This is a genomic window from Gracilimonas sp. (genome assembly GCF_014762685.1).
Taxonomy (GTDB): domain Bacteria; phylum Bacteroidota; class Rhodothermia; order Balneolales; family Balneolaceae; genus Gracilimonas.
Map to the genome: position 1 here is coordinate 134,185 of NZ_JABURM010000008.1, position 21,707 is coordinate 155,891.

Annotated in this window: 16 protein-coding genes; 5 read left to right on the plus strand and 11 right to left on the minus strand. The window is 43.7% G+C overall.

Annotation, left to right across the window (positions count from 1 at the left end):
• Positions 1-276: 276 nt before the first annotated feature.
• From HUJ22_RS14320 to HUJ22_RS14335, 4 genes are all read right to left on the minus strand, one after another.
• A complete protein-coding gene (locus HUJ22_RS14320; RefSeq protein WP_290878376.1) occupies positions 277-2,580 on the minus strand; it encodes a hypothetical protein in 2,304 nt (767 codons plus the stop codon).
• A gap of 11 nt (positions 2,581-2,591) precedes the next feature.
• Positions 2,592-3,356 (minus strand): CHC2 zinc finger domain-containing protein, encoded by a 765-nt coding sequence (locus HUJ22_RS14325; protein WP_290878377.1) that lies wholly within the window; start codon positions 3,354-3,356, stop codon positions 2,592-2,594.
• Between the two features lie 11 nt (positions 3,357-3,367).
• Complete coding sequence (locus HUJ22_RS14330) at positions 3,368-3,550, minus strand: hypothetical protein (protein ID WP_290878378.1); 183 nt, start codon at positions 3,548-3,550, stop codon at positions 3,368-3,370.
• Positions 3,551-3,781: 231 nt separating this feature from the next.
• Positions 3,782-4,060, minus strand: a complete 279-nt coding sequence (locus HUJ22_RS14335; RefSeq protein WP_103663958.1) for a hypothetical protein — start codon at positions 4,058-4,060, stop codon at positions 3,782-3,784.
• A 76-nt stretch (positions 4,061-4,136) separates the two neighbouring features.
• Here HUJ22_RS14335 and HUJ22_RS14340 point away from each other — a divergent pair, with 76 nt between their 5' ends.
• Positions 4,137-4,556 (plus strand): hypothetical protein, encoded by a 420-nt coding sequence (locus tag HUJ22_RS14340; RefSeq protein WP_290878379.1) that lies wholly within the window; start codon positions 4,137-4,139, stop codon positions 4,554-4,556.
• A 1,053-nt stretch (positions 4,557-5,609) separates the two neighbouring features.
• Here the strand turns inward: HUJ22_RS14340 and HUJ22_RS14345 are convergent.
• The 4 genes from HUJ22_RS14345 to HUJ22_RS14360 all read right to left on the minus strand — a co-directional run bounded on the left by HUJ22_RS14345 (position 5,610) and on the right by HUJ22_RS14360 (position 11,917).
• Positions 5,610-7,064 carry an SDR family oxidoreductase gene (locus tag HUJ22_RS14345; RefSeq protein ID WP_290878380.1) on the minus strand — a complete coding sequence of 485 codons (1,455 nt, stop codon included), beginning with the start codon at positions 7,062-7,064 and terminating at the stop codon, positions 5,610-5,612.
• 352 nt (positions 7,065-7,416) lie between these two features.
• Positions 7,417-7,788: an endonuclease domain-containing protein gene (locus HUJ22_RS14350; protein WP_290878381.1), complete on the minus strand. Its 372-nt coding sequence runs from the start codon at positions 7,786-7,788 to the stop codon at positions 7,417-7,419.
• A 334-nt stretch (positions 7,789-8,122) separates the two neighbouring features.
• The gene (locus tag HUJ22_RS14355) at positions 8,123-10,756 is read right to left on the minus strand and encodes a M14 family zinc carboxypeptidase (protein WP_290878382.1); all 2,634 of its coding nucleotides are present in this window, start codon (positions 10,754-10,756) and stop codon (positions 8,123-8,125) included.
• Positions 10,757-10,954: 198 nt separating this feature from the next.
• On the minus strand, positions 10,955-11,917 hold the full coding sequence (locus HUJ22_RS14360) for a universal stress protein (protein ID WP_290878383.1): 963 nt from the start codon (positions 11,915-11,917) through the stop codon (positions 10,955-10,957).
• Positions 11,918-12,256: 339 nt separating this feature from the next.
• Here HUJ22_RS14360 and HUJ22_RS14365 point away from each other — a divergent pair, with 339 nt between their 5' ends.
• Positions 12,257-12,649, plus strand: a complete 393-nt coding sequence (locus HUJ22_RS14365) for an endonuclease domain-containing protein (protein ID WP_290878384.1) — start codon at positions 12,257-12,259, stop codon at positions 12,647-12,649.
• 194 nt (positions 12,650-12,843) lie between these two features.
• Here the strand turns inward: HUJ22_RS14365 and HUJ22_RS14370 are convergent, their stop codons facing one another.
• The 3 genes from HUJ22_RS14370 to HUJ22_RS14380 all read right to left on the minus strand — a co-directional run bounded on the left by HUJ22_RS14370 (position 12,844) and on the right by HUJ22_RS14380 (position 15,782).
• Positions 12,844-13,824 carry a universal stress protein gene (locus HUJ22_RS14370; RefSeq protein ID WP_290878385.1) on the minus strand — a complete coding sequence of 327 codons (981 nt, stop codon included), beginning with the start codon at positions 13,822-13,824 and terminating at the stop codon, positions 12,844-12,846.
• A 126-nt stretch (positions 13,825-13,950) separates the two neighbouring features.
• Positions 13,951-15,081: a DUF368 domain-containing protein gene (locus HUJ22_RS14375; protein WP_290878386.1), complete on the minus strand. Its 1,131-nt coding sequence runs from the start codon at positions 15,079-15,081 to the stop codon at positions 13,951-13,953.
• Positions 15,081-15,782 carry a protein-L-isoaspartate(D-aspartate) O-methyltransferase gene (locus HUJ22_RS14380; protein WP_290878387.1) on the minus strand — a complete coding sequence of 234 codons (702 nt, stop codon included), beginning with the start codon at positions 15,780-15,782 and terminating at the stop codon, positions 15,081-15,083. Before HUJ22_RS14380 ends, HUJ22_RS14375 begins: the two co-directional genes overlap by 1 nt.
• A 124-nt stretch (positions 15,783-15,906) precedes the next feature.
• Between HUJ22_RS14380 and lgt the strand changes: the two genes are divergently transcribed.
• The 3 genes from lgt (at position 15,907) to HUJ22_RS14395 (ending at position 21,654) form a co-directional block, all read left to right on the plus strand.
• Entirely contained in the window at positions 15,907-16,746 is an 840-nt protein-coding gene (gene lgt, locus HUJ22_RS14385) for a prolipoprotein diacylglyceryl transferase (protein WP_290878388.1), read from the plus strand.
• Positions 16,747-17,229: 483 nt separating this feature from the next.
• Positions 17,230-19,104, plus strand: a complete 1,875-nt coding sequence (locus HUJ22_RS14390) for a heavy metal translocating P-type ATPase (RefSeq protein ID WP_290878389.1) — start codon at positions 17,230-17,232, stop codon at positions 19,102-19,104.
• Positions 19,105-19,407: 303 nt separating this feature from the next.
• Complete coding sequence (locus HUJ22_RS14395; RefSeq protein ID WP_290878390.1) at positions 19,408-21,654, plus strand: S9 family peptidase; 2,247 nt, start codon at positions 19,408-19,410, stop codon at positions 21,652-21,654.
• The last annotated feature ends 53 nt before the right edge of the window (positions 21,655-21,707 follow it).

Below are 21,707 nucleotides of genomic sequence, written 5' to 3' on the forward strand. Positions count from 1 at the left end.
CATTTCCTGAAACATGCCTGTTTCACGATGGATTGCGTTTATTTTTGGGGTAAATAATTTCAATGATTTAGAAGAATTGCCCGTGAAACACAGATGAAACATTCTTGTTTCAGTAAAAAGGGTGAATGTTTCATGGTGTTTCATAAATGTTTCAGCAAAAGTTTCATAAAAAAGTGTATTAAAAGTATCATAAAGTATGTTTTTAGTATTTTGAAACATTGAAACATAGATTTTCTTCTTTTTCGGTCTTTTCTATTCTATAGCTAAAAAAATAGCTCACGCCGAAGCTATTTCTTCTTTAAACAGTTCGGTGTTTTCCGTCCAGGGCTGGCTTCCAGCAGGCTTAAATTTGTCCCAGTTAAAGGCGTTGCGAAACAGCTCGTTTTCTACCGCATTCGGGAGGTAATAGCCCCGCTGACGAATGGTATCGGTCTTTAGGTTGCTGTAACTGTCAACAATGGTCCAGTTCACCACCTTAAGTTCGCCTTCCGGAGTCAAATCGCTTAAATCCCGAAGCTTCTCATCCACGATATCACGGCGAACCATGCCATCGGTGCCTCTTTTTTCGTATTCGTAGATGTCCCAGATCGCCTTGGCCCAAATTTTGAGTGTGCCGTCCTTGGTCCAATTGAAATGATGTACGGTTACCTTCAAAGATTGGATAAGCGTACCGATGGTTTCAATAAATTCGGTCAGTGGATCTTGAGAGGAGTAACGGATGGCGGTTTTAACGACTTCATCGCGAGCAAAAAGGAAAAGATCTTGCCCGGTAACAGAAAGAAGCCGTTCGTCATTACGCTCCTTGGTAAAATTGCGGTAGTAGTCATCGTACATGGCCTTGTCTTTTACCTCATCGAGTTCTTCCAAAACACCCGAAATAACGTTCCGGTAGTCAGGGTTGAGCCAGTAGGAAACGGTAACCAGCGAGGCAAACTGGTTAATTTGCCGGTCTTGAAGCACCACGTCTTTCATTTTGTCGCCCAGTTCGTTTTTTACCGCTTCTTTGAGCTTGAGCCTGATACGTTCCATATCCCGAATGAAGTCTTTTCGGTTGAGAAGGTGGTAGTTTTTTAGAAAAGAAAGCATGAGCCGCTGAAGGGTAACCCGATCATTGAGTAGCTCTTTTACGTGATCTTCAGGTCCACGCGTCTTTTTGCTGTAATGAATGATCAGCGAACGGCTAAGCAGGTGATCGGTGGCCGGTAGAAAGTTGCTGCAAAAAAGTGGCATGGTACGCACGACTTTATGTTCCTTACCCCATTTGTTGCCTTTTTTGATGTTGGTGGGACGTGGCTTGAGTTCGAACCAAGAGTTCCAGATCTGGTCTTCAATCTTGGCCTTTTTACCAGGTACTTGGGGAACGTGCTCATCAATCCACTGGGGGATGTGGGATTTTTGTTCCAGCGCCTCGTCCACAGATCGAGCCGGTGGAGTGTTCAAACTATCCAGGTGATTTATTCCAAAAAAATCCTGAATAAGCTTGGCCATTTCTCCTTTACCCACGTTTCCCTCACCATACAGGTAGAGGAAGATGACATGCTTGTGAAGGGTGTAGATCTCGTCAAAAAACACGAAGGCAAACACGTAAGCGATAATTACCTTACCCCAAAGCCTGAATTCCGTATTACCGCCCACCATACCGCAAAAGTGAAACTCAACTTCTACCAGTTTTTTATAAAATTCCTGGTCATTGTATAGGCTTTCCTGAGCATTTTGGAAATAACCATCGGGATTAGCGAGCCCTAAATCGTAATGAGGTAGGTGAATAGCATCTTCCGGGGGCTTTAAAAACTTGTTATCACCTACCGGAAAGGCTCCATCGCGCTGGGCAATGAGCTTTAGGTGATCAGATGGTTTTTTTGGGAAGCATACCAGCACGTTTCCGGCGAGTAAATACCGGGTTTTTTCAAATGAAATGATCCCAAAGTGGTCAAACTCACGGACAATGCGTGGTTTAAACTCGATGTTTACATGCAGCCAGAAGCTTCGCATGTCTTCGTTCTTCATGTTTTTCACCTGGAGCACGTCTTTATTCCATACGCTTTTGGAAAATTCCTCAACGCTATGGGTTTGGCCAGGCTCAAAATTGAAGGGTTTGTACATGGGAATGCCTCCCCGTAGATACCGGAGCTGTCCAACATAGGTGCGTTCCCATTCTTTCTTTTCCGGATTCCATTTTTCGATGATGGACTCCAAAATCAGATCAAAATCGGTTACGGGTACTTTTTCTCCACCTCGTTTTCGTACCCATTGGTAGTTATCGAAATCCCGTTCGTATTCTTTGGCCGCATTTTCTTGAAACTTTTGGGCCAACCAGCGCTCATAGTCAACGGCCAGGTTCATTTCCGCGTACTGCCGTTCGCAGTCCTCTTTTATGGCAATAAATTCAACCATATTAAATTCATTACCATCGGAATCTTTACAAATTTCTGTGTCGAGGTTTACTGTGAGGAAAGAATCGGGATTGTTTTCAGTGAACACATTCGGAATTCTTTCAATAAGAGTGGTAGTATCTGCTAAATGGGTAAATTCTTTAAACTCTTTTCGCAGATACCAACGCCAAAAATCGGCGTTGAACATGGGGTTTGTCATTATATAGTCAATTCTTTGAAATTATCTGTTGCATAAGTGATGTACACAGACCGGGTGATGTTGTCAGGTATCCCTGCAATAAGCTGTATCACATCTTTTGTTGTAATTTTTTGAGTAGTCTGAGCGGAGCAATAGTCCACCCAGTCCATTTCCTGGAATTCATTGGAATAATCTGGAATAGCGAATACCTCCAGTTCTGCTTTTAAAGCTGCTTCAAAGGAAGGTTTAAGTATTTCCCAAGGAGTATCCTGAGCCACAAAAATGATTTTTTGAGCTCGTTTTTTTAAAAGTTTTGCCGCATCAAGGCTTAGCTTGTCATCTATGAAAAGAATAGGGGTGAATGACGTGTTGCCTTGTTTAAATGCTACGTAAACTTTCTTTGTCTTAAGGATTTCAGACTTCACAGAGGAGTACCCTGGAAGTATATCGTTTTCTTTTTTTATAGCCTTCAGGTATTTTTTCCTACTTTTTTTTGAAATAGTTAGGTGATACCGGTCGGCGAATAAATAAATGACTTCATTGAAGGTGAGCCCATCGTAAAACATTACGAAACTAATCGCATTGCCCCATGCATCACAACCGTGGCATTTATATGTGCCTTTGATTTCATGCACATAAAATGATGCTGTCTTTTCATTGTGAAAAGGACATAGTGCTTTATAGTAACTGCCAGATTTTTTTAAGGGAATGCGTTCAGAAATGATTTCGATAATATCATTTCTGGATGCTTCCCTTACATGAGGTATAGCTTCGTAGAATGTCAATCAGGTCTGACCTATTGCAAGATCACTCGGTTAAGTTTTTGTTTAGCCTCAATCAGAATCACTGCGACTTGTTTGATATCTGCGTTCTTTTTATCCCTTATCAATAAGGAAAAGTCTTTAAGGTTCACTTCGTTTTCTATAAATGCAGCAAGCCCCCAAATGGTAGTTCTGAGATCTTTGGTAAGTGGTTTCATACTCATACTGAGTGCCTCTTTAACTCCGATACATGTATCAGGTGCTTGCCGTGTATATCTCTCTTTGTTTTTTTGTACTTACCTTTTCCAACATTATTTGAAACTGACTTGGGTTTGACATTAGCTAATAGCGCAAATTCTTTTGAATTCAGCCACTTTTTGTTTTGGAGGAGGGTATCGTTTACCAGTGAGCGTATAAGCTCCAATTGATTAGATAAGCCATCAATTGCATTAATTATTTGTTTTTGTTTTGTCTGAGTCATTTCCTTTCAAAAATTCTTCCCAAATGCTTGGGTGCTTCCTTTTACTTTGATTAATGGTTCTATTAATTACTTCACGTATCCAAGGGGTTTTGTCTGTGTCTTGCGCTACCCGAATTAAAGCGGCGTGTGAAATTCCAATGGAACCATCTGGCTTGGTAAGAGTGTTAGCAAAACCTTTTAAACTTCTTTGACTGATACCCAACGCAAATTTTAATTGTGAATGTGTATTAGGTATTTGATTAGACATAATTATATTTAGTTACTTACACAGTGTAAGTAGATGAATTATAGTTAATTAACGAATGGACGAAATTACAGATTAAATGCATTCAAGCACAATTAAAAAAAACAGTATAGCCGAAAGAATTATTTTAATTAGCAATAGATATGGTTCGGCTAAAGAATTTCTTATGAAATGTGGAATTAACAATTATTCGTTAATTACTGATTTGAAGTATGGCAGAATTAAAAAACCGGGATCTGAAGTATTAGCTCAGGTTGTTTTGGGCTCCGGATGTAATGGAACTTGGTTGCTTACCGGAAAGGGAGATATGTTTGGGAGCGTATCGGAAAGTTCAAATCTTAACTTTTCTGAGAAAGAAAAAATCGAAAACGCACTTACACTTCTTTTGAATTTTGATTTTAGTGAAAGTCAGAAAGGAATTTCAGAAGCGAAAGAGCTTGAAATTAAAGTTGCGGAGGCACTTGTAAGACTTCTCAAAAAACACTCAAAATTAGATTGAACCGAGGCACTTTTTATTTCTATATTTACTTACACAATGTAAGCGAACGAAAAGGAACAGAATTGTACACAGTTAAAAACATAAAACCTCATTCTAATGCCAATGTACTATGTACAATCGGTAAAGAAAGTAGAGCTATGTACAATACTATGTACAATTTTGATTCAGTTTTGGCTTATAAGGTGGGAAATCGCCGTTTATGATATCTCAGGATCCGTAGCTCAGTTGGTTAGAGCAGTCGACTCATAATCGATTGGTCGGCATTCCGGCGAAATCATCCTGTTTGAGAATATGAGGCGGAGCCTCAGGCGGGCGTTACGGAGCGGAGTCCCGGAACGAGGGTAAAGGCAACCAACCCGGCGAGGACACATATTCATTCGAACCGGAGGTTCTCTCATGCATTCCAAACCGGGAGGTTGGGAACGAGGACAAAATTTTTTTCCGTCTAGACAGAAATTTCAAAGCGTCCGGATCAAAATCTGGAAGCATCTATATGAAAATATAAAAGGCGCCGGGTTCATGAATAGCAGGGGCAGAGAAAAGTTCTCTAAAGAACTCGAAACACTTTTCTATAAAACTGAAATGAGTTTTCTAAAGAACTTGAAATAGTTTTCTAGAGAACTAAAATGAGTTTTCTATAAAACTCTTCTGACTTTTCTAAAGAATATCGAATGCAGAATAAGGAATATTGAAGTTTTACGATAATCTGATGCATTGCCAATGGGCAACCAACCCAGCTCGCCCCGCCAACGGACCCTTCCTTGTTCCTTCCCTCCGTGACGCTGACGCTCCGCAAGGAAGGAGACGCTTATAGGATCTCAGTGATTAATTTTGACTTCCATTCCGAAAAGATTATTTCTAAAGCCCAATTCACAATCACAACTGTCACCAAGGCGTACCCTTTCCCTTGACGCATACCGGTTGGTATGCAACGGTTCCTCAAAAAGACAAAACAGCCCAATCAACCCCGGCCCTAACAACAAAGTGCGTTAGGGAAAGGGACAGGGATAGGGTCCGTACGGAAGGCCAACCAACCCCTATAAAAAATGAGCATCACTCAACCAGCTTATCAAGCATACCCTGAAAAATGAATCCGTGAAACGGCAAAACTGAGTACCAGTAAAGACGCCCTGCCACGCCGAGCGGCCTGAATGTGGCCGTTTGAATAAGGGTGTCTTTTTCAATTTTGAACTCAAGCCACGCTTCTCCCGGAAGATTCATTTCGGCATAGAGGAGCAGGCGACCATTCTCTTTATCGGCATGCAGCACCCGCCAGAAATCCAGGGCATCACCCGCCGAAATGATCTCCGAACTCCTTCGCCCCCGTCTCAGGCCCACACCGCCCACCAGTTTGTCGAGAAACCCCCTTAGTTTCCAGAGCCAATCGGCATAGTACCAGCCGGTGTCACCGCCTATGGCCCATATTTTTTCCAGGGTCTCCCGGGCGTCTCTCATGGAAGCCGTTCGCCGGTCGGTGAAGCAGCCGTAACCGGGGACTTCAATTAACTGTGCCACCCCCTTGTCAAGTTTATTACTGGATGTGGCATCCAGCCAGCTGGAGAGTACCCCCTGCTGTTCAATTTTTCCGAAAGCCAGTTCAATGGCCTCACTGTAGGGGATCAAATCAATGCCCAGTTTTTCATGCAGGTCATTGGGTTTACAAACCACGTCCACCATCATGCTGCCTACCAGGCTGGAGGCAAGATTGTAGGAGGTAGAGGTGATGAAATAGAGCCAGTACGAAGAAAGCTTGGGTGTCAATACCGGGACCGTCATGATGATCCTGTTGAGTCCGCGCACCCGGCTGAATGTTTTCAGCATCTCTCTGTAGGTCATCACTTTGGGACCGCCAATATCATAGTTCTGATCATAGGTAAACGGTTTCAGCAGGACTCCGCTCAGAAACTGGATGACATTTCGGATGGCGATCGGCTGCGTACGGGTATTCAGCCATTTCGGGGCAATCATGACCGGAAGTTTTTCCACCAGGTCCCGGATAATTTCAAAGGAGGCGCTTCCCGAACCCACGATGATGCCGGCCCGGAGGGTGGTCAGATGAAAGGATGAATCTGACAGAATCTCCTCCACCGCCTTCCGTGACCGCAAATGGGTCGAAAGGTGTTCGTCATTGACAATCCCGCTAAGGTAGATCACCTGTTCCACGGATGTTTTTTCAAGAGCTGCCCTGAAGTTCAGTGCCGACTCCCGTTCCAGCTCTTCGAATGAGTCTTTTGAGGAGGTCATGGAATGTATCAGGTAATAAGCGGCATCTAAATCTCCGGGGATGGAGTCTAAGGTTTCAGGTTTAAGAAAGTCTGCTTCAATGACTTCAATGCGGCCGCTTTCATAGGGTGTGGTATCGAAGCGTTGCCGGTCTCGCACGCAGCAATACACCATACAATCTTCTTCAAGCAGCTTCTGAAGCAGTCGTTTTCCGATATATCCGGTTGCTCCGGTGAGGAGTATCTTTTTTACAGCTGCCTGAGATGAGGATGGGGAGTTTTTCATATATACTAAAGCTATTCTTTTCCCGAATTAATTCATAACAGCAGGGAAATTGTATTCAGCTTCCATTCCGAAAAGGATATTTCTAACGTATAAATACCATGCATACCCAAAATAGTTGCCTAACTCGCCCCAGCGGACCCTTCCTTGTTCCTTCCCTAACGCGCATGCGCGCCAAGGAAGGAGACGCGTATAAGGATTCAGGTACAAATTTTAGCCTCCATCCCAAAAAGAATATCTCTAACGCCCAATTACCTTTCACAACCACAGTCATAACCAAGGCGTCCTCTTGCCCTGACCGAGCGAATGCGAGGTTAGGGAAAGAGACAGAGAAAGGGTCCGTAAGGAAGGGCAATCACCCCAACATAAACCCCATAATCCGCTCAACCACACCATCCATATCCGCCAACTCCTTATTGTTAATCCGAAGCACCTTTATACCCAGCCCATTCAACACCAAATCCCGCTGATAATCATCCTCCTTTTGGTATTCGTGGATTTTCCCATCCACTTCAATCACCAGCTTAAGTTCCGCACAGTAAAAATCAGCGATATAGAAAAAGCGTTCGTGGTCGTGTTGCTCATAGACAAAGGGCTTCTGGCGGAGAAATTTATACCCCTTCAATTGCCGCCTTCTCAAAACACCCCATAATTTCTTCTCGGCCACGGTGGGGCTATTCCGAAGTTCACGGGCTATTTCAGTGATGGATTTCCATGTGAGATTCATGGTTTAATTAGATTTATTTTTGGGAAAACCGCAAGCCCTCCCCGCCAGCGGACCCTTCCTTGTTCCTTCCCTCCGGCGGCTTGCGCCTTGCAAGGAAGGAGACGCTTATAGGATCTCAGTGATTAATTTTGACTTCCATTCCGAAAAGATTATTTCTAAAGCCCAATTCACAATCACAACTGTCACCAAGGCGTACCCTTTCCCTTGACGCATACCGGTTGGTATGCAACGGTTCCTCAAAAAGACAAAACAGCCCAATCAACCCCGGCCCTAACAACAAAGTGCGTTAGGGAAAGGGACAGGGATAGGGTCCGTACGGAAGGCCAACCAACCCCTACCTTTCCATCGCACTCATAAAAATCGGATTGAATATCAGCTTATAGGTGCCATGGGGCTGACCTCTGAATTGCGGGCGGAAACCGTAGAGTACTACATTTCCTTCTCCGTATTTCACGTCCATCAGGGCCGCTTTGTCGCTCAGGTGCCGCTTTTCTCCCAGGGCCCATCCGCTCATTAACAAATCATCTTCGGCATACCGGACTACGATATCAATAGGCAGTTCCGGAGCTTCTTTGATGTCTTCTTTTCCGCCCTCTCCTTCGCGGTCAATCTTAATGATTTCAAAAGCACGGCTGTGGGAGAATGAAGTTGCAACCTCGGGCTGCACTCCGTGGGCGATTGGGTTTTCGGTTGAGACATTTGCCCGAATCAGCGAACCGGGGATAAAGAACGAGGTATTGGACAGCCCGGAAATCACATTATCCACCGGCAGGCCAAACTGGCTGATTACAAAATCACTGGCAGAATCGAAGGCGAGTAATGTACCTCCTTCTTTTACATATTTCTGGAGCATCAACGTACCTTCAAGCCCCATGCCCCCGGTATATTCTTCCGGCATGGTTCCTTCCGGGTGGCCGTTCAGTATTCGGCCCGGACTTTGATCGGGGATGATAATAGAATGGTACTGCGAAAGATCCTTTTCCACCAGATCACGGTCATGCAGGGTATCGATATCAAACACATACTCTTTCAACACCCACCGGGTCCAGCCTTCGTCCATATTGGCTACCCAGGATTTATACAACCCTACTTTAGGCCGTTTCACCTCATATAACTCCACGGAAGGTTCGGATGAAATGCCCGTGAAATCCAGCCCGTACATCCGGGCCATATCCCAAACGGCGGTTTCCGTTTCATCCTGCGTTTCGATGATGATCGATCCGGCTGCAAATTCATTTCCTCCGCTGCTGAATCCTGACTGGGTGCGATATACTTTCTCGCCGACCGCCAGCAGCCTGTTCATGGCTTTCACCCCTGCATTCGGTTTGGGCGAGAGCACGTAGCCGTAACCTGCATTGCCTGTAATTTCTCCGGCTTCCGGCTCCACAAATTCATTAACAGCGCTTTCTCTGAACTCAAAAGATTCATTGATGCGGTCTGCTTCCACTCCCATCTGCATGGGTAATGTCCACCCTGCCAGGTCATACGGTGGGTCGGGCGGGCCGCCGGGATATTGAAGCCGGGTAGGATAATTCTGAGGTTCCATCATGTCCATCACAAACGGACGGTACGCCTGGCCTGCTTTTACCACAAAAGAACCCGCAGGATATTGTTTGTCTCCGGCAGTGAATGTTCGCTCTGCCCGGTGAATTTCAACTCCGCCTTGTTTTAAAATGTTTACCAATTCAATGGCTTCCCCGTCATCCCACTGATTTTTCGGGATTACATACGCATAAGGATCACCTGATTCTCCCGCTTCAATGGCATCGCGCCCCATCTTGTAAATATTATGGAGGAACTGGCTTTTGCGTTCTGCCGACAAGTCCAATACGGCCATGGAGCCTGTCAGCATATAATCAACGGCATCCCTGAAATGGGATTCTCCCCCTTTCCATGGATCGGGATAAAAAATATCGGTGCCGTCGGTGGGAATCCCGCTGCCTATGGTTTCAGGCATGGTTTCCGGATCATAATATCGCGGCGTTGGGGTGGCATGAGCCGTTTCCGTTAAAATCCCAATCTGATTGTGGTAATAGGGGGTTGTGCGTCCGCCACCGTTCCAAAACATGGTATAGCTGTTATCGGATACTACGCCCGGCATGCCTTCAAGGGCAAATCGCTGCGCCATGGCAGATCCCACCTGATTGACACCCGTGGTTATCCCCGGATGAATATTAGGGTTCACGGGATCCGAAAACGGGGGTAAAAAGATCCGGGCCCAGGATGGGGCAGTCTGATGGTGATTGTATACAATTTGAGGGTACCACTCATTATACAGCACTTCATTCACATGATAGGTCTCCGGCATATTATTCATGAACCAGTCCCGGTTGTTATCATGACCAACATAATGATGATATAACCATGGCGGGCCGGTAGTCTCAAAAGGAGTACCCAGGTTTCTTTTATACCAGCTTCCCACAATATCCAGTCCGTCGGGATTCATAACCGGCATTAGCAAAGTGATGACATTATCCCGGATTTTTTGCATCTCGGGGGTTTCTTCGGACGCAATCCGGTAGGCCAGTTCGGAAGTCATTTGTCCGTGTGCAAGTTCCGTAGAGTGCATGCCCCCGTCAATCCAGACGATAGCTTTTCCTTCTTCCGATATCCGGACCGCTTCCTCATCATCGATCCGGGCCCGTGATAGTTTTTCGCTTATCTCGCGGTATTTTTCCAGGTTCTCAATGTTTTCCCGGCTGGAGATAAACAGCAGGAGCATCGGCCGTCCCAGTACCGATTCTCCAATAGTAATTTTTTTCACCCGGTCGCTGGCTGCATCCAATTGATCATAGTATTCCAGCATTTGATCGTAATCCGCCAATTTATAATCGGCTCCCACCTCAAAACCAAATACATCTGAAGGCTGGGGAATTTGCTGCGCGGTTGCCTGAATAGAACAGAACACCAGCATTAAAAAAAGGAATGAAATTGGTTTGGCTGCAATTCGGAACATTTTATCTGACATAACGGACTGATTTGAACTGTTTAAAAGTGAATGGATTATAAGGTATCTGGAGATTCTTATAAAAAAAGATTTATCCTTATAACAGAGGTTAAATTGGAATGAGGCGATAAATTTAATTTTTTAAACAAAAAACCCCACACAAATCACGGATCTGCATGGGGCTTGTACTTGTCTGTGTTTATATCAAAACAAGCTGAGTTAGCCGGGTCTTAAAGTCATCAAGGGTTTATTCAGATGCTGGGCTACAATACCGGTTGTAGATCCAAGAAGCACCCTCGCAATCCCTGTTCTTCCGTGGGTACTCATTACCACCAAATCAATATTTTCATTGGCATAGTCACAGATTTCCGTATGAGCAGAAAATCCTTTCTTCACTATACTTGTCATCTTAACAGACTTAGTGTTTCCATCTGCTTCACGCACAAGGTAATCTTCAAATTCATCCCCTTCGCGTTTGATGCTAAATCCCAGCTCAGGATTTTTATCAAAATATTTTACAATATTCTTAATCAGGGAATGATATACGGCTTTATCGTCTTCAATCGTCATTGGCATCACTTCCATACCCAATGAGTACGGTTCAATGATATGCATCAATACTAACTCTGCATCGAAGGTCAAAGCCAAATCAAATGCCTGAACCAGCGGTGCTGCAGAATCATCTGAACCATCCACGGGTACCAGGATTTTATTGATGGCCTTTTCGTCAAAAGCAGTATTTAAACTCAAAACGGGTTTCTGGGAGAACCGTATTACTTTTTCAGTAACTCCGCTTCGAAGGGCATCGGTATCATGGCTTCCTTTGTTGGCCATGATCACCAAATCATACTGACTTTTACCGGCCTGATCCGCTATTACCTGAGCCGGTTTCCGGCCGACCAAATTGATCAGCTGTCCGCGATGCTCTTTAGGTATAAATTCTTCTGCAATTTCATGCAGTTTCTGACTTGTTTCTTTCAACACTTTGGGATAGATATCTTTCTCCATATCAAAAGGCACGCCCAAATGCTGCATGCTCTCATCGTAATAACTCATAAGCGGAATTACGTGGATTAAGTCGACGGTACTGTCATACAATTCAACGAATTTAGCCGCCATTTTTACTGCTTCGAGCGAAGCTTCGGAAAAATCGGTAGGGACTAAAATATGCCGGGCTTTCATAACAACCTCCACATTGATTAGCTGTTAATTGAAGGTGTAAATCTACTGTGAAGGTTGAATGAAGAAAATGGAGTGAATTGTCTAATGAGGAAACTTAATTACACACTGCCCTCCCTGTATGACCGGGAAAGTGCTTTCCCATTCATACGGTCCCTCCGAAGGGACACAGGGTACGGGGCATTAGTAAATCACTACCTCAAATCAGGGTATAAAAAATACCCCACCCCGTATGTCTCTCTTCGGAGAGAGACCGATTTCGGCACATGTGCCGAAATCAGAGAGAGGAAATTCCTGCAAAAAACCCTCATTTTAATTACCATCCAATAAAAGAGGGGAAATATGGGATACAATCCAATACATCACCACTATAATAAACAATTAAAGCCGATCGCTCGAAGGCTTCGGAAAAATATGACTAAGGCTGAAGCCGCTCTCTGGAAATACGGGTTAAAAAAGAAACAACGCAGAGGATACACCTTCAACCGTCAACGTCCGGTATTAGATTATGTAGCGGATTTCATGTGTAAAAAGCTTTCTCTGATTATTGAAATCGACGGGAGCAGCCATGATCACCCTCAAGCCCGGAGACACGACCAAGAACGACATGATAAATTGGAGGCAGCCGGTTATACCGTATTGAGATTTACAAATGAAGAAGTCTTAGATGATATGACCACTGTTTGTATGAGAATTGATGAAGAGATTGCCCTTTTGGAGGCAAAAGAAACTTAATCACACACGACCCTCCCTGTATGATTGGGAAAATGCTTTCCCATTCATCCGGTCCCTCCGAAGAGACACAGGGTACGGGACATTAGTAAATCACTACCTCAAATCAGGGTATAAAAAATACCCCACCCCGTATGTCTCTCTTCGGAGAGAGACCGATTTCGGCACTTGTGCCGGGATCAGAGAGAGGGCAGCCATCAATCCTCAAGATCAGGTTTTATGGTGATTTGAGGTTTTTCGAGGTGCTGAATCACTTGCTCCGTAGTTGAGCCAAGCAACATGCGGGAAAGCCCCGTTCGGCCGTGAGTACTCATAACCACCAAATCAGCGTTTTCATTGGCATAATCAACAATTTCATGGTGTGCGGCTATCGACTTGAGGATTACCGTTTTGAACTCAACCGTCTCTTTCTCTCCGTTATTGTTATGTACCAATATGTCATGATACATCTCTTCCCCATCCTGAACTTCAAAGTTATATTCATCAAAATCCGAAAAGAAAGATCTCAGCCGGCCTTTTATTCCTCCATACACGGCCTTTTCATCAATCCCAATGGTTGTTGGTTCTATGCCATGTACATCATGCGCATACATTTCAACCACATTCAGCAGCTCCAGCTTTGCCCCAAATCTTTTAGCCATATCAAATGCCATGGGTATGGCAGCCAAAGAATGATTGGAAAAGTCACAAGGAACAAGAATGGTATTAATTTTTTCCAGAAACATGGTTTCTGAAAGCGTAAGTACCGGAGTTTTCGATCGGCGAATAATTTTATCTGTAGCACTCCCATGAAAGAAATCAGCGTAATGTGAGCCCCGGGCACTCATAATCACTAAATCATAATTCCCTTTTTTGATTTGATTGAGGATGGAGTCCGAAGGTTTACGGTCAATAGTTACAATATACTCACCTCGCCGTTTCTTGTCTTTAATGTGTTCATTGGCAAACGCACTCAGTTCCTTCCGCTGATTTTCCACCAATTTTGGATATATATCTTTATCCATATTTAAAGGCACCCCAATTTTATCAAAACTGTCTCCCAAATATTTTGACAACGGGATAACATGCATTAAATCTACCGTGCAATCGAACATCTCGATAAATAAATCGGCCGATGCCAGTGCAGCGTTTGATTTTTCGGAAAGGTCGGTTGGAATTAATATTCTCTCAACATTCATAATGGCTCCTTTTATTTGATAACTCTATTAATAAAATAAGTTAGCACCCGATAATGTTCCATCCTTTACTCAAATTTATGTGAACCGTGATATTCTCATAAATCTTCTAACTGCTTTCAAGAACCTCTATTTCTCTCTCAGGCGTTCCAATCCGCCAACCATTACCATACCTGCTAAAATCCCAATAATACCTCCCCAAACATTCGGATCATCTTCAGGTTCAGAGCCAATCCACCCGGGAACATAAGGTTCTGATTTAATCATCTTATTCTTGACGGTCTCAATTTCTACCTTTTTCATCTCATCAAAGGCAGAGTCCGCATTCGAGATTTCCCCCAGCCGTTTATATTCCGGTAAATTCGTATTCGGCGGATTTTCCATAAGCTCCTGCACCTTAGGATGCGTCATATACTGAACGTCCGATACGCTTACCTGCTGCACAAATTCCCGATGCTGATACGGCCAGATTACATACAGGGAACCGATTAAAAACCCAATCAACACAGCTATGGTTTGGGGGTGATATCTGGAAAGCAACCAGGATAAAAATCTTGAAAAGGCCGCTAAACCAACAATTGCACCTAAAATAAATGGTAACAAGCCCATCATCCCATCTGCTGTTTCAACCCCACCCAGCTTTCCGATTTCTGAAAGCAGGTAATCATATTTACGCATAATCAGCAGCAAATAGGATCCGGAAATACCGGGTAAAATCATGGCACAAATGGCAATACTTCCGCTTAGAAAAACAAAAGCAGGGTGTTCGGGCGTATCTGCCGGAACCAGAGATACAATCCATATCCCAAAAGCCATTCCTAAAATGAGCATACCTTTTTCTATATTTGAGAACCGCTCAAGTGCTTTGATAAGAATGTAGATAGAACCCACAATCAACCCGAAAAACAAGCCATATACAATTTCCGGGTGCGTAAACATATATACCTGAAGCGGTACTACTTTAGTGAAAAAAGCAAGAGCAGAGAAAATCCCAAAAAACAATACCATCAGGAAAAACAGGTGGACTTCACCTAAGGCTTCTTTCCACTTAAAGGTGAAAAAGAATTTCAGGAATTTACCGTTTACACTTTTAATGGCATTTAGCAAGCGTTCGTAAATCCCTACAATCAATGCCATGGTTCCACCGCTTACGCCGGGCACAATATCCGCTGACCCCATCAAAAAACCCTTAAGGGCGAGAAAGGGAGCTTCTTTAAGAGTAGTCGTGTCTTTGGGAGGAATAGGTTTTTCTTCTGCCACTACGACTCTCCCCAACCTTTTTCACCGATAAGCGGAACAAACTTAAAGTCGGCCAGTTCCTCACGTTCATACTCATTCTCTGAAACGCGGGTAATCCGAAGCATCATTTGTTTCTCATCATCTCCAACCGGGATCACCAGCCTCCCTCCCACACTCAACTGTTGCACAAGATCATCCGGCACCACGGGCGCGCCTGCGGTTACCACTATACCATCATAGGGGGCGTAGGTTGACCACCCCAGTGTACCGTCTCCAACCTTCAGCATGGCTTTATATCCTAACTCCTTAAGTGCTTCTTTAGCCCGGTGGTACAGTTCCTTGTGGCGCTCAACACTATAGACCTCTGCCCCAAGTTCACACAATATCATGCACTGATAACCGGAACCTGTTCCAATTTCCAGAACCTTGTCGCCGGGTTCAATCGCTAATAACTCCGTTTGTGCCGCCACCGTGTACGGCTGTGAAATGGTTTGGCCCATCCCTATTGGAAGTGCCGTATCATTATAGGCTTTGGAGTGAAGTGCGGTATCAATAAGTTTGTGACGCGGAATTTTACCAATAGCCATGAGTATACGTTCGTCTTTAATGCCTTTTTTCTTCAAAAGCTCCACCAATTGCTTTCTGGGCCGTACAAACCTTCGATCTTGCTGCAAAATAATTTCGTTTAAGTGCCTGTTGATTTGTTTTTCAAGTATAGGCATTTGACTTAAAAAATGAGTCAGGAAATTTTTGTTAATTGAATGATCTGCAGATCTTTATGTAAATGGATTTTTTTATCGTAGTCAGCTTCTTATTTTCTAATTCAAATTTTCATCAATTAATGATATGATTTTAGCACTGCTGGAAAACCTGACCTGGGGCATTGACCCTGAAATTTTTTCACTTGGCCCTATTGCCCCCCGCTGGTACGGAGTATTGTTTGCCGGAGCTTTTGTTACCGGCTATTTGTTCGGGGTAAAAATGTGGAAAGATGCCGGACGCAAAGTCGAAGAAATGGAACACATTCTCACCTGGATTTTGGTTGCAACCGTGATTGGTGCCCGGCTTGGCCATGTCATTTTTTATGATCCTTCCTACTATCTCCGCAATTTAGATCAGGTGCTGGCCATCTGGAATGGAGGGCTGGCCAGTCATGGGGCTGCCATCGCGATTATTATTGCAATGTATTATCTGGCTAAAAAAACTCCCAAAATGAGCTTTATGTGGCTGGCGGACCGCGTGGTAATTCCCACGGCCATTGGCGGTGCTTTTATACGGATAGGAAATTTTACCAATTCTGAAATCTACGGGCACGAAACGGACGCTCCCTGGGGAATTATATTCAGTAACCTTCCCGGACCGGCCGGCATGGTTCCCCGCCACCCAACCATGCTTTATGAGGCCCTTCTCTGCATCATTATTTTTGCAGTAATATGGACCATTTATAAGAAATATAAAGCGAATCCGCCGGAAGGTTCAATCTTCGGAGTGTTCCTGATTCTGCTGTTCTCAGGCCGTTTTCTGCTTGAATACACCAAAATCCCACAAGCTGATTTTGCCAGTGACTGGATATTTAATATGGGTCAGTTGCTAAGTATCCCCTTGGTATTAATCGGGCTTTTTATTGTCATCAAAACGGTGAATTGGAATGAAAAGGGAACAAACTTGAATCGGGCTGAATCCTAAAACCCATATTCAATCGAATTCCGCTATCTAAGTTGTTATCAATTGTCTCGTTAAGCAGGGATTGATTGATGGCATACTGTATTGAGGCCCGAGTTAAATAGCTCGTCTTATCCCACGTTCAATTTTTAAAATAGGTTGAAAATAAAAAAGCTGCGACTAACAAATTGGAACCTGGCTTAATCAAAGCTTTGTTACTAAGCTTGTCTGTTCATTCTTTAGCTAAAAGTAAATATGGCTATCAAGCACTAAGCCATGGGGTCTGAATACTGTATCGTCAATAGACAGTAAATAATTCAGTCTGCCTGTTCATATCTTTAGATCTATTTTTGACCTTAAGTTCCAAAAAAGAGGGTTTGTATTCTTATTTAATTCCCTTCTAAATTATTAATAAAGTTAGGTCATCAATGAAAGAGCCCATATATTTTCCCGAACTTTTTATCCTTCATTATGAGTTATCAATCCATACGCAACAATTTAAAAGGGATGTCTGGAGAACACAGGGCTGAAGTTTTCCTGACCCTGATCTGTACCCTAAGTCTCAGCTTTGGTTTTTTTGGCTCCTTATTTGATCTGATCTCGGAAGACACTGCACGCTATTTTTATATAGTCTCCTACTTGTCCGGCGGCTACTTTGGACTGATTGAAAGCGTGCAATTTTTAATGAAAGGTAAGTTCAATGTTGATGTGCTGATGATATTGGCCGCAGCCGGAGCTGCTGTTATCGATTACTGGCTTGAAGGCGCTATGCTGCTCTTCTTGTTTTCACTTAGTAATACCTTACAGCACTTTGCCATGGGACGCAGCCGGAATGCTATCCGCGCTTTGATGAAATTAAGGCCATCAGAGGCATTGGTAAGAAATGCAGATGGCACAGAACAAAAAGTACCCGTCGAAGAACTAAAACTCGGAGACCTCATTGTGGTAAAACCCGGAGAACGAATCCCCATTGACGGAACCATCAGGTCCGGAAAAGGAACCGTTGATCAATCTGCTATCACCGGAGAAAGTGCCCCTGTATTTAAAGAAGAGGGAGCTGAGGTCTTTGCCGCTACATTCAATGAAAACGGTATTCTCGAGGTCAAAGTAACCCGGCTCGCCGGTGATACCACACTCGCCAAAATCATTAAAATGGTAGAGCAGGCACAAAGCAAGAAAGCCGAAACGCAGCGATTCCTTGATAAGTTTGAATCCAAGTATGCTCTCAGCGTAATACTTTCGACCATCGCTCTCATCCTCGTTCCCTATTATATATTGGATCAGCCTTTTGACCCCGTTTTTTACAGGGCCATGACTGTTCTGGTGGTAGCCTCCCCCTGTGCTTTGATCATTTCTACCCCGGCCAGTATTCTTTCTGCCATAGCAAATGCAGCTCGTTCCGGTATTCTTTTTAAAGGAGGAGCACACCTGGAACAAGCTGCTGAAATCCAGGCTATTGCATTCGATAAAACAGGAACGCTGACAAAAGGAAAACCGGCTGTTACTGAAATAATTTCAATTTCAGGATCGGAAAACGAACTACTTTGCCTTGCTGCATCAGCTGAAGAACATTCTGAACACCATCTTGCCGAAGCCATCGTGAATGAGGCCAGGAAAAGAAAGATCGATCTTATAAGAGCTGAAGATGTACAAGCTATCATCGGGAAAGGAATCTCTGCAAAAGTAAATGGTGCAGTGCTGAAGATAGGTAACCGGTATTTATTTGAAGAAATCCTTAAAGATCAGCCGGATGACTTTAACCGTACATTAGAAAAATTCAGGGATCAGGGTAAAACTGTGATTTATGTGGCAAAAAATGATTCAATAATCGGAGCGATGGCTTTAGCTGATCAGATTCGAGAGCAAGCTGCCTCTACTTTACTTGAACTTGCGGATTTGGGCATTGTTGACATCACCATCCTTACCGGAGATTCATTGAATGTAGCTAAAAATGTAGCCGAACAACTTAATATTTCAAACTATCATGCCGGACTGCTGCCGGATCAAAAGGTTGAGCTTATCGAAAAGCTATCTCAAAAAAAAGCAGTTGCTATGATTGGAGATGGCGTTAATGATGCCCCGGCACTTGCCGCAAGTCATTTGGGAATAGCTATGGGAGCAGCCGGAACCGATGTGGCTTTAGAAACTGCCGATGTGGTATTAATGTCAGACGACCTTACCAAACTTCCATATATGATCCGACTGGCCCGGCGTGCAAAAACGGTGGTATGGCAAAATATCATTTTCAGCCTGGCTGTGATCGCTATGCTGGTAAGCTCTGTTTTCCTTTTCGAATTGCCCATGACACTTGGAGTGATTGGACATGAGGGAAGTACTCTGTTAGTTGTCTTGAATGGTTTGAGACTATTGAAGAACTCTTAAATTTTCCCAAACTGTTTTAAGTTTTTTACCCTGAACAGTGGTAACCATGGGATTAGGTATATGGGCCATAATCTGGGTGGTGTTTAATAACCTAATCCCCGAGGCCCTTGAAAAATGTGAAGCAAAAAAGTCGGGCTTTGGGTCACGCTGGCAATTTTAGCCATGAGCGCCTTTCAAATTCCGATTGGTCACTAAATACAGATTTTAGTTGCTCAATTTTTTATCATCAAAGCTGTTACTAAATTCGGTACTCATTCGTTCACCACATTATATTATCACTGAGCAACTCATTCCTGAAAGATTATGAAAAGAATATCCCAAATCTCCATTTTGTCACTTCTGTTTCTGACAATCACAGCCCTTAGCACAAACATCCATGCCCAGGAAAAAAGCAAATATGCCAGTTTTGAAGAGGCATTATATGCAGGAAGGCAACTCAGCGGTAATAGCGGGCCGGGTAACGTAGTATGGATTAATGATGGAAATCAATATTCATATACGCAACAAAACTCTGAGACCCGAGCCTCAGAAATCCGCTCCTACAATCCGGCCACGGAAGAAGATCAGCTTATATTTGTGAACTCTGACTTTAACACACCCGGCACCGAAGAGACATTTCAATACAACTCCTTCCAGTGGACCGATGACTCCCGGTTCATCGTATTTCAGTCAAATTTCCGCCCTATCTATCGCCGTTCAGGAATTTCCGACTACTATTATTATGAAGTGGAAACCGGCGAGCTGAAAGTACTGGTAAAAGATGCCATGACCGCCCAACTGTCGCCTGACGGATCTAAAGTTGGATATGAACGCGAAGGGGATCTCTTTGTATTTGATCTGGATGAACAAAAGGAAACCCGGCTAACTGACTCCGGCGCTGAAAACTTTTATAACGGGCGTTTTGGATGGGTCTATGAAGAAGAATTCGGGCTTGCCCAGGCATGGGGCTGGTCGCACGACAGCAAATATATTGCCTACTGGCAAACTGACGAGCGCGATGTTGAACTTTTTGTATCTACTGATTATTCCGGTACCTATCCTGAGTATGTTCAAATTCCGTATCCAAAAGTCGGACAGGATAATCCCGGGATTAAGATTGGAACCGTAAATGTTGAAACCGGAAAAAATACATGGATGGATCTGGATCTCAAAGATGGATACGTACCAAGATTTTACTGGACAAGTAAACCCGGAAATCTGGCTGTCGTTTGGTTGAACCGGCCGCAAAATCATCTGCAACTTCATTTCTTTGATGTAACCTCAGGAAAGGGAACCCTCATTATGGAAGAAAAAAACGAAGACGGCTGGATCGATGTATTTGATTTCTTTGCCGGGGTCAATCACTATTTCTTTTTCCCTGAGGATCTAGAACAATTTTTCTGGGTTTCAGAACGGGATGGATTTAATCATATCTACAGATATAATTATTCCGGTGAACTCATGAATCAGGTTACTGAAGGTGACTGGGAGGTGACCAACATCCATGCTATTAATTCCTCTTCGGAGTTTATTTATTACTCTTCAACAGAGGAAAGTCCGCTGGAGCGCCATTTATATTCCATTAAATTTGACGGATCACAAAAAGGAAAACACACTTCTGAACCCGGAACCCACTCTATTTCAATGGGAGATAATGGCTTGTTTTACATTGATCGATATTCAAGTATAGATACTCCGCGTCAAGTTGAACTTTGGTCTACTGCCAATGAATTACTGAATAAACTGGAGGATAATGCTGCTGTATCGGAGTACATCAAAAAGAAAGTTTATGCCCCAAAAGAACTTTTTTCATTTACCACTTCAGACGGACAACAGCTGGACGGTTCCATCATCAAACCTATCGACTTCGATCCTAACCAGTCTTATCCCCTGCTCTTTAACATTTATGGGGGACCCGGAGCCCAGGGAGTCTACAATTCCTGGGAAAGCAGCGGCTGGACTCAATGGCTTGCACAAGAAGGCTATGTGACTGTAAATGTAAACAATCGCGGAAGCGGTGGCTATGGGCATGGTTTTGAAAAAATTGTGTATGAAAATCTCGGTCATTGGGAAGCACATGATTTTGCTGAAACCGCCAATTATCTGGTTGATGAGTACGAATGGATAGACGGAGACAGAGTGGGTATTCGCGGCCACAGTTATGGCGGGTATATGAGTAGTTTTGCGATCTTAACTCATCCCAATGTATTCAAAGTAGCCATAGTAGGAGCTCCTGTAACCGACTGGAGATTATATGATACCATTTACACTGAACGATATATGGGGCTTTTAGAAGAAAATGAGGAAGGTTACGCCCAAAGCGCAGTAACCACCCATGCTGCAAAACTCCAGGGTAAAATGTTCATTGCTCATTCCTCCATGGATGAAAACGTACATATGCAAAATACCATGCAGCTTATAAAAGCACTCACCGATGAAGGCCATGATGCCGACCTGAGAATCTATCCTCCCGGCACCCATGGGGTAGCCTACAACAGTTCAAGTTATTTATTGCTTTACCAAACATATACGGAATACTTAAACGAGCATCTAAAAAACCTTAAGCAGTAATTAAAAAGTAAGGCGTCTCTTGCAAAGTCGATCTTCTAAAATTAACTATTGAT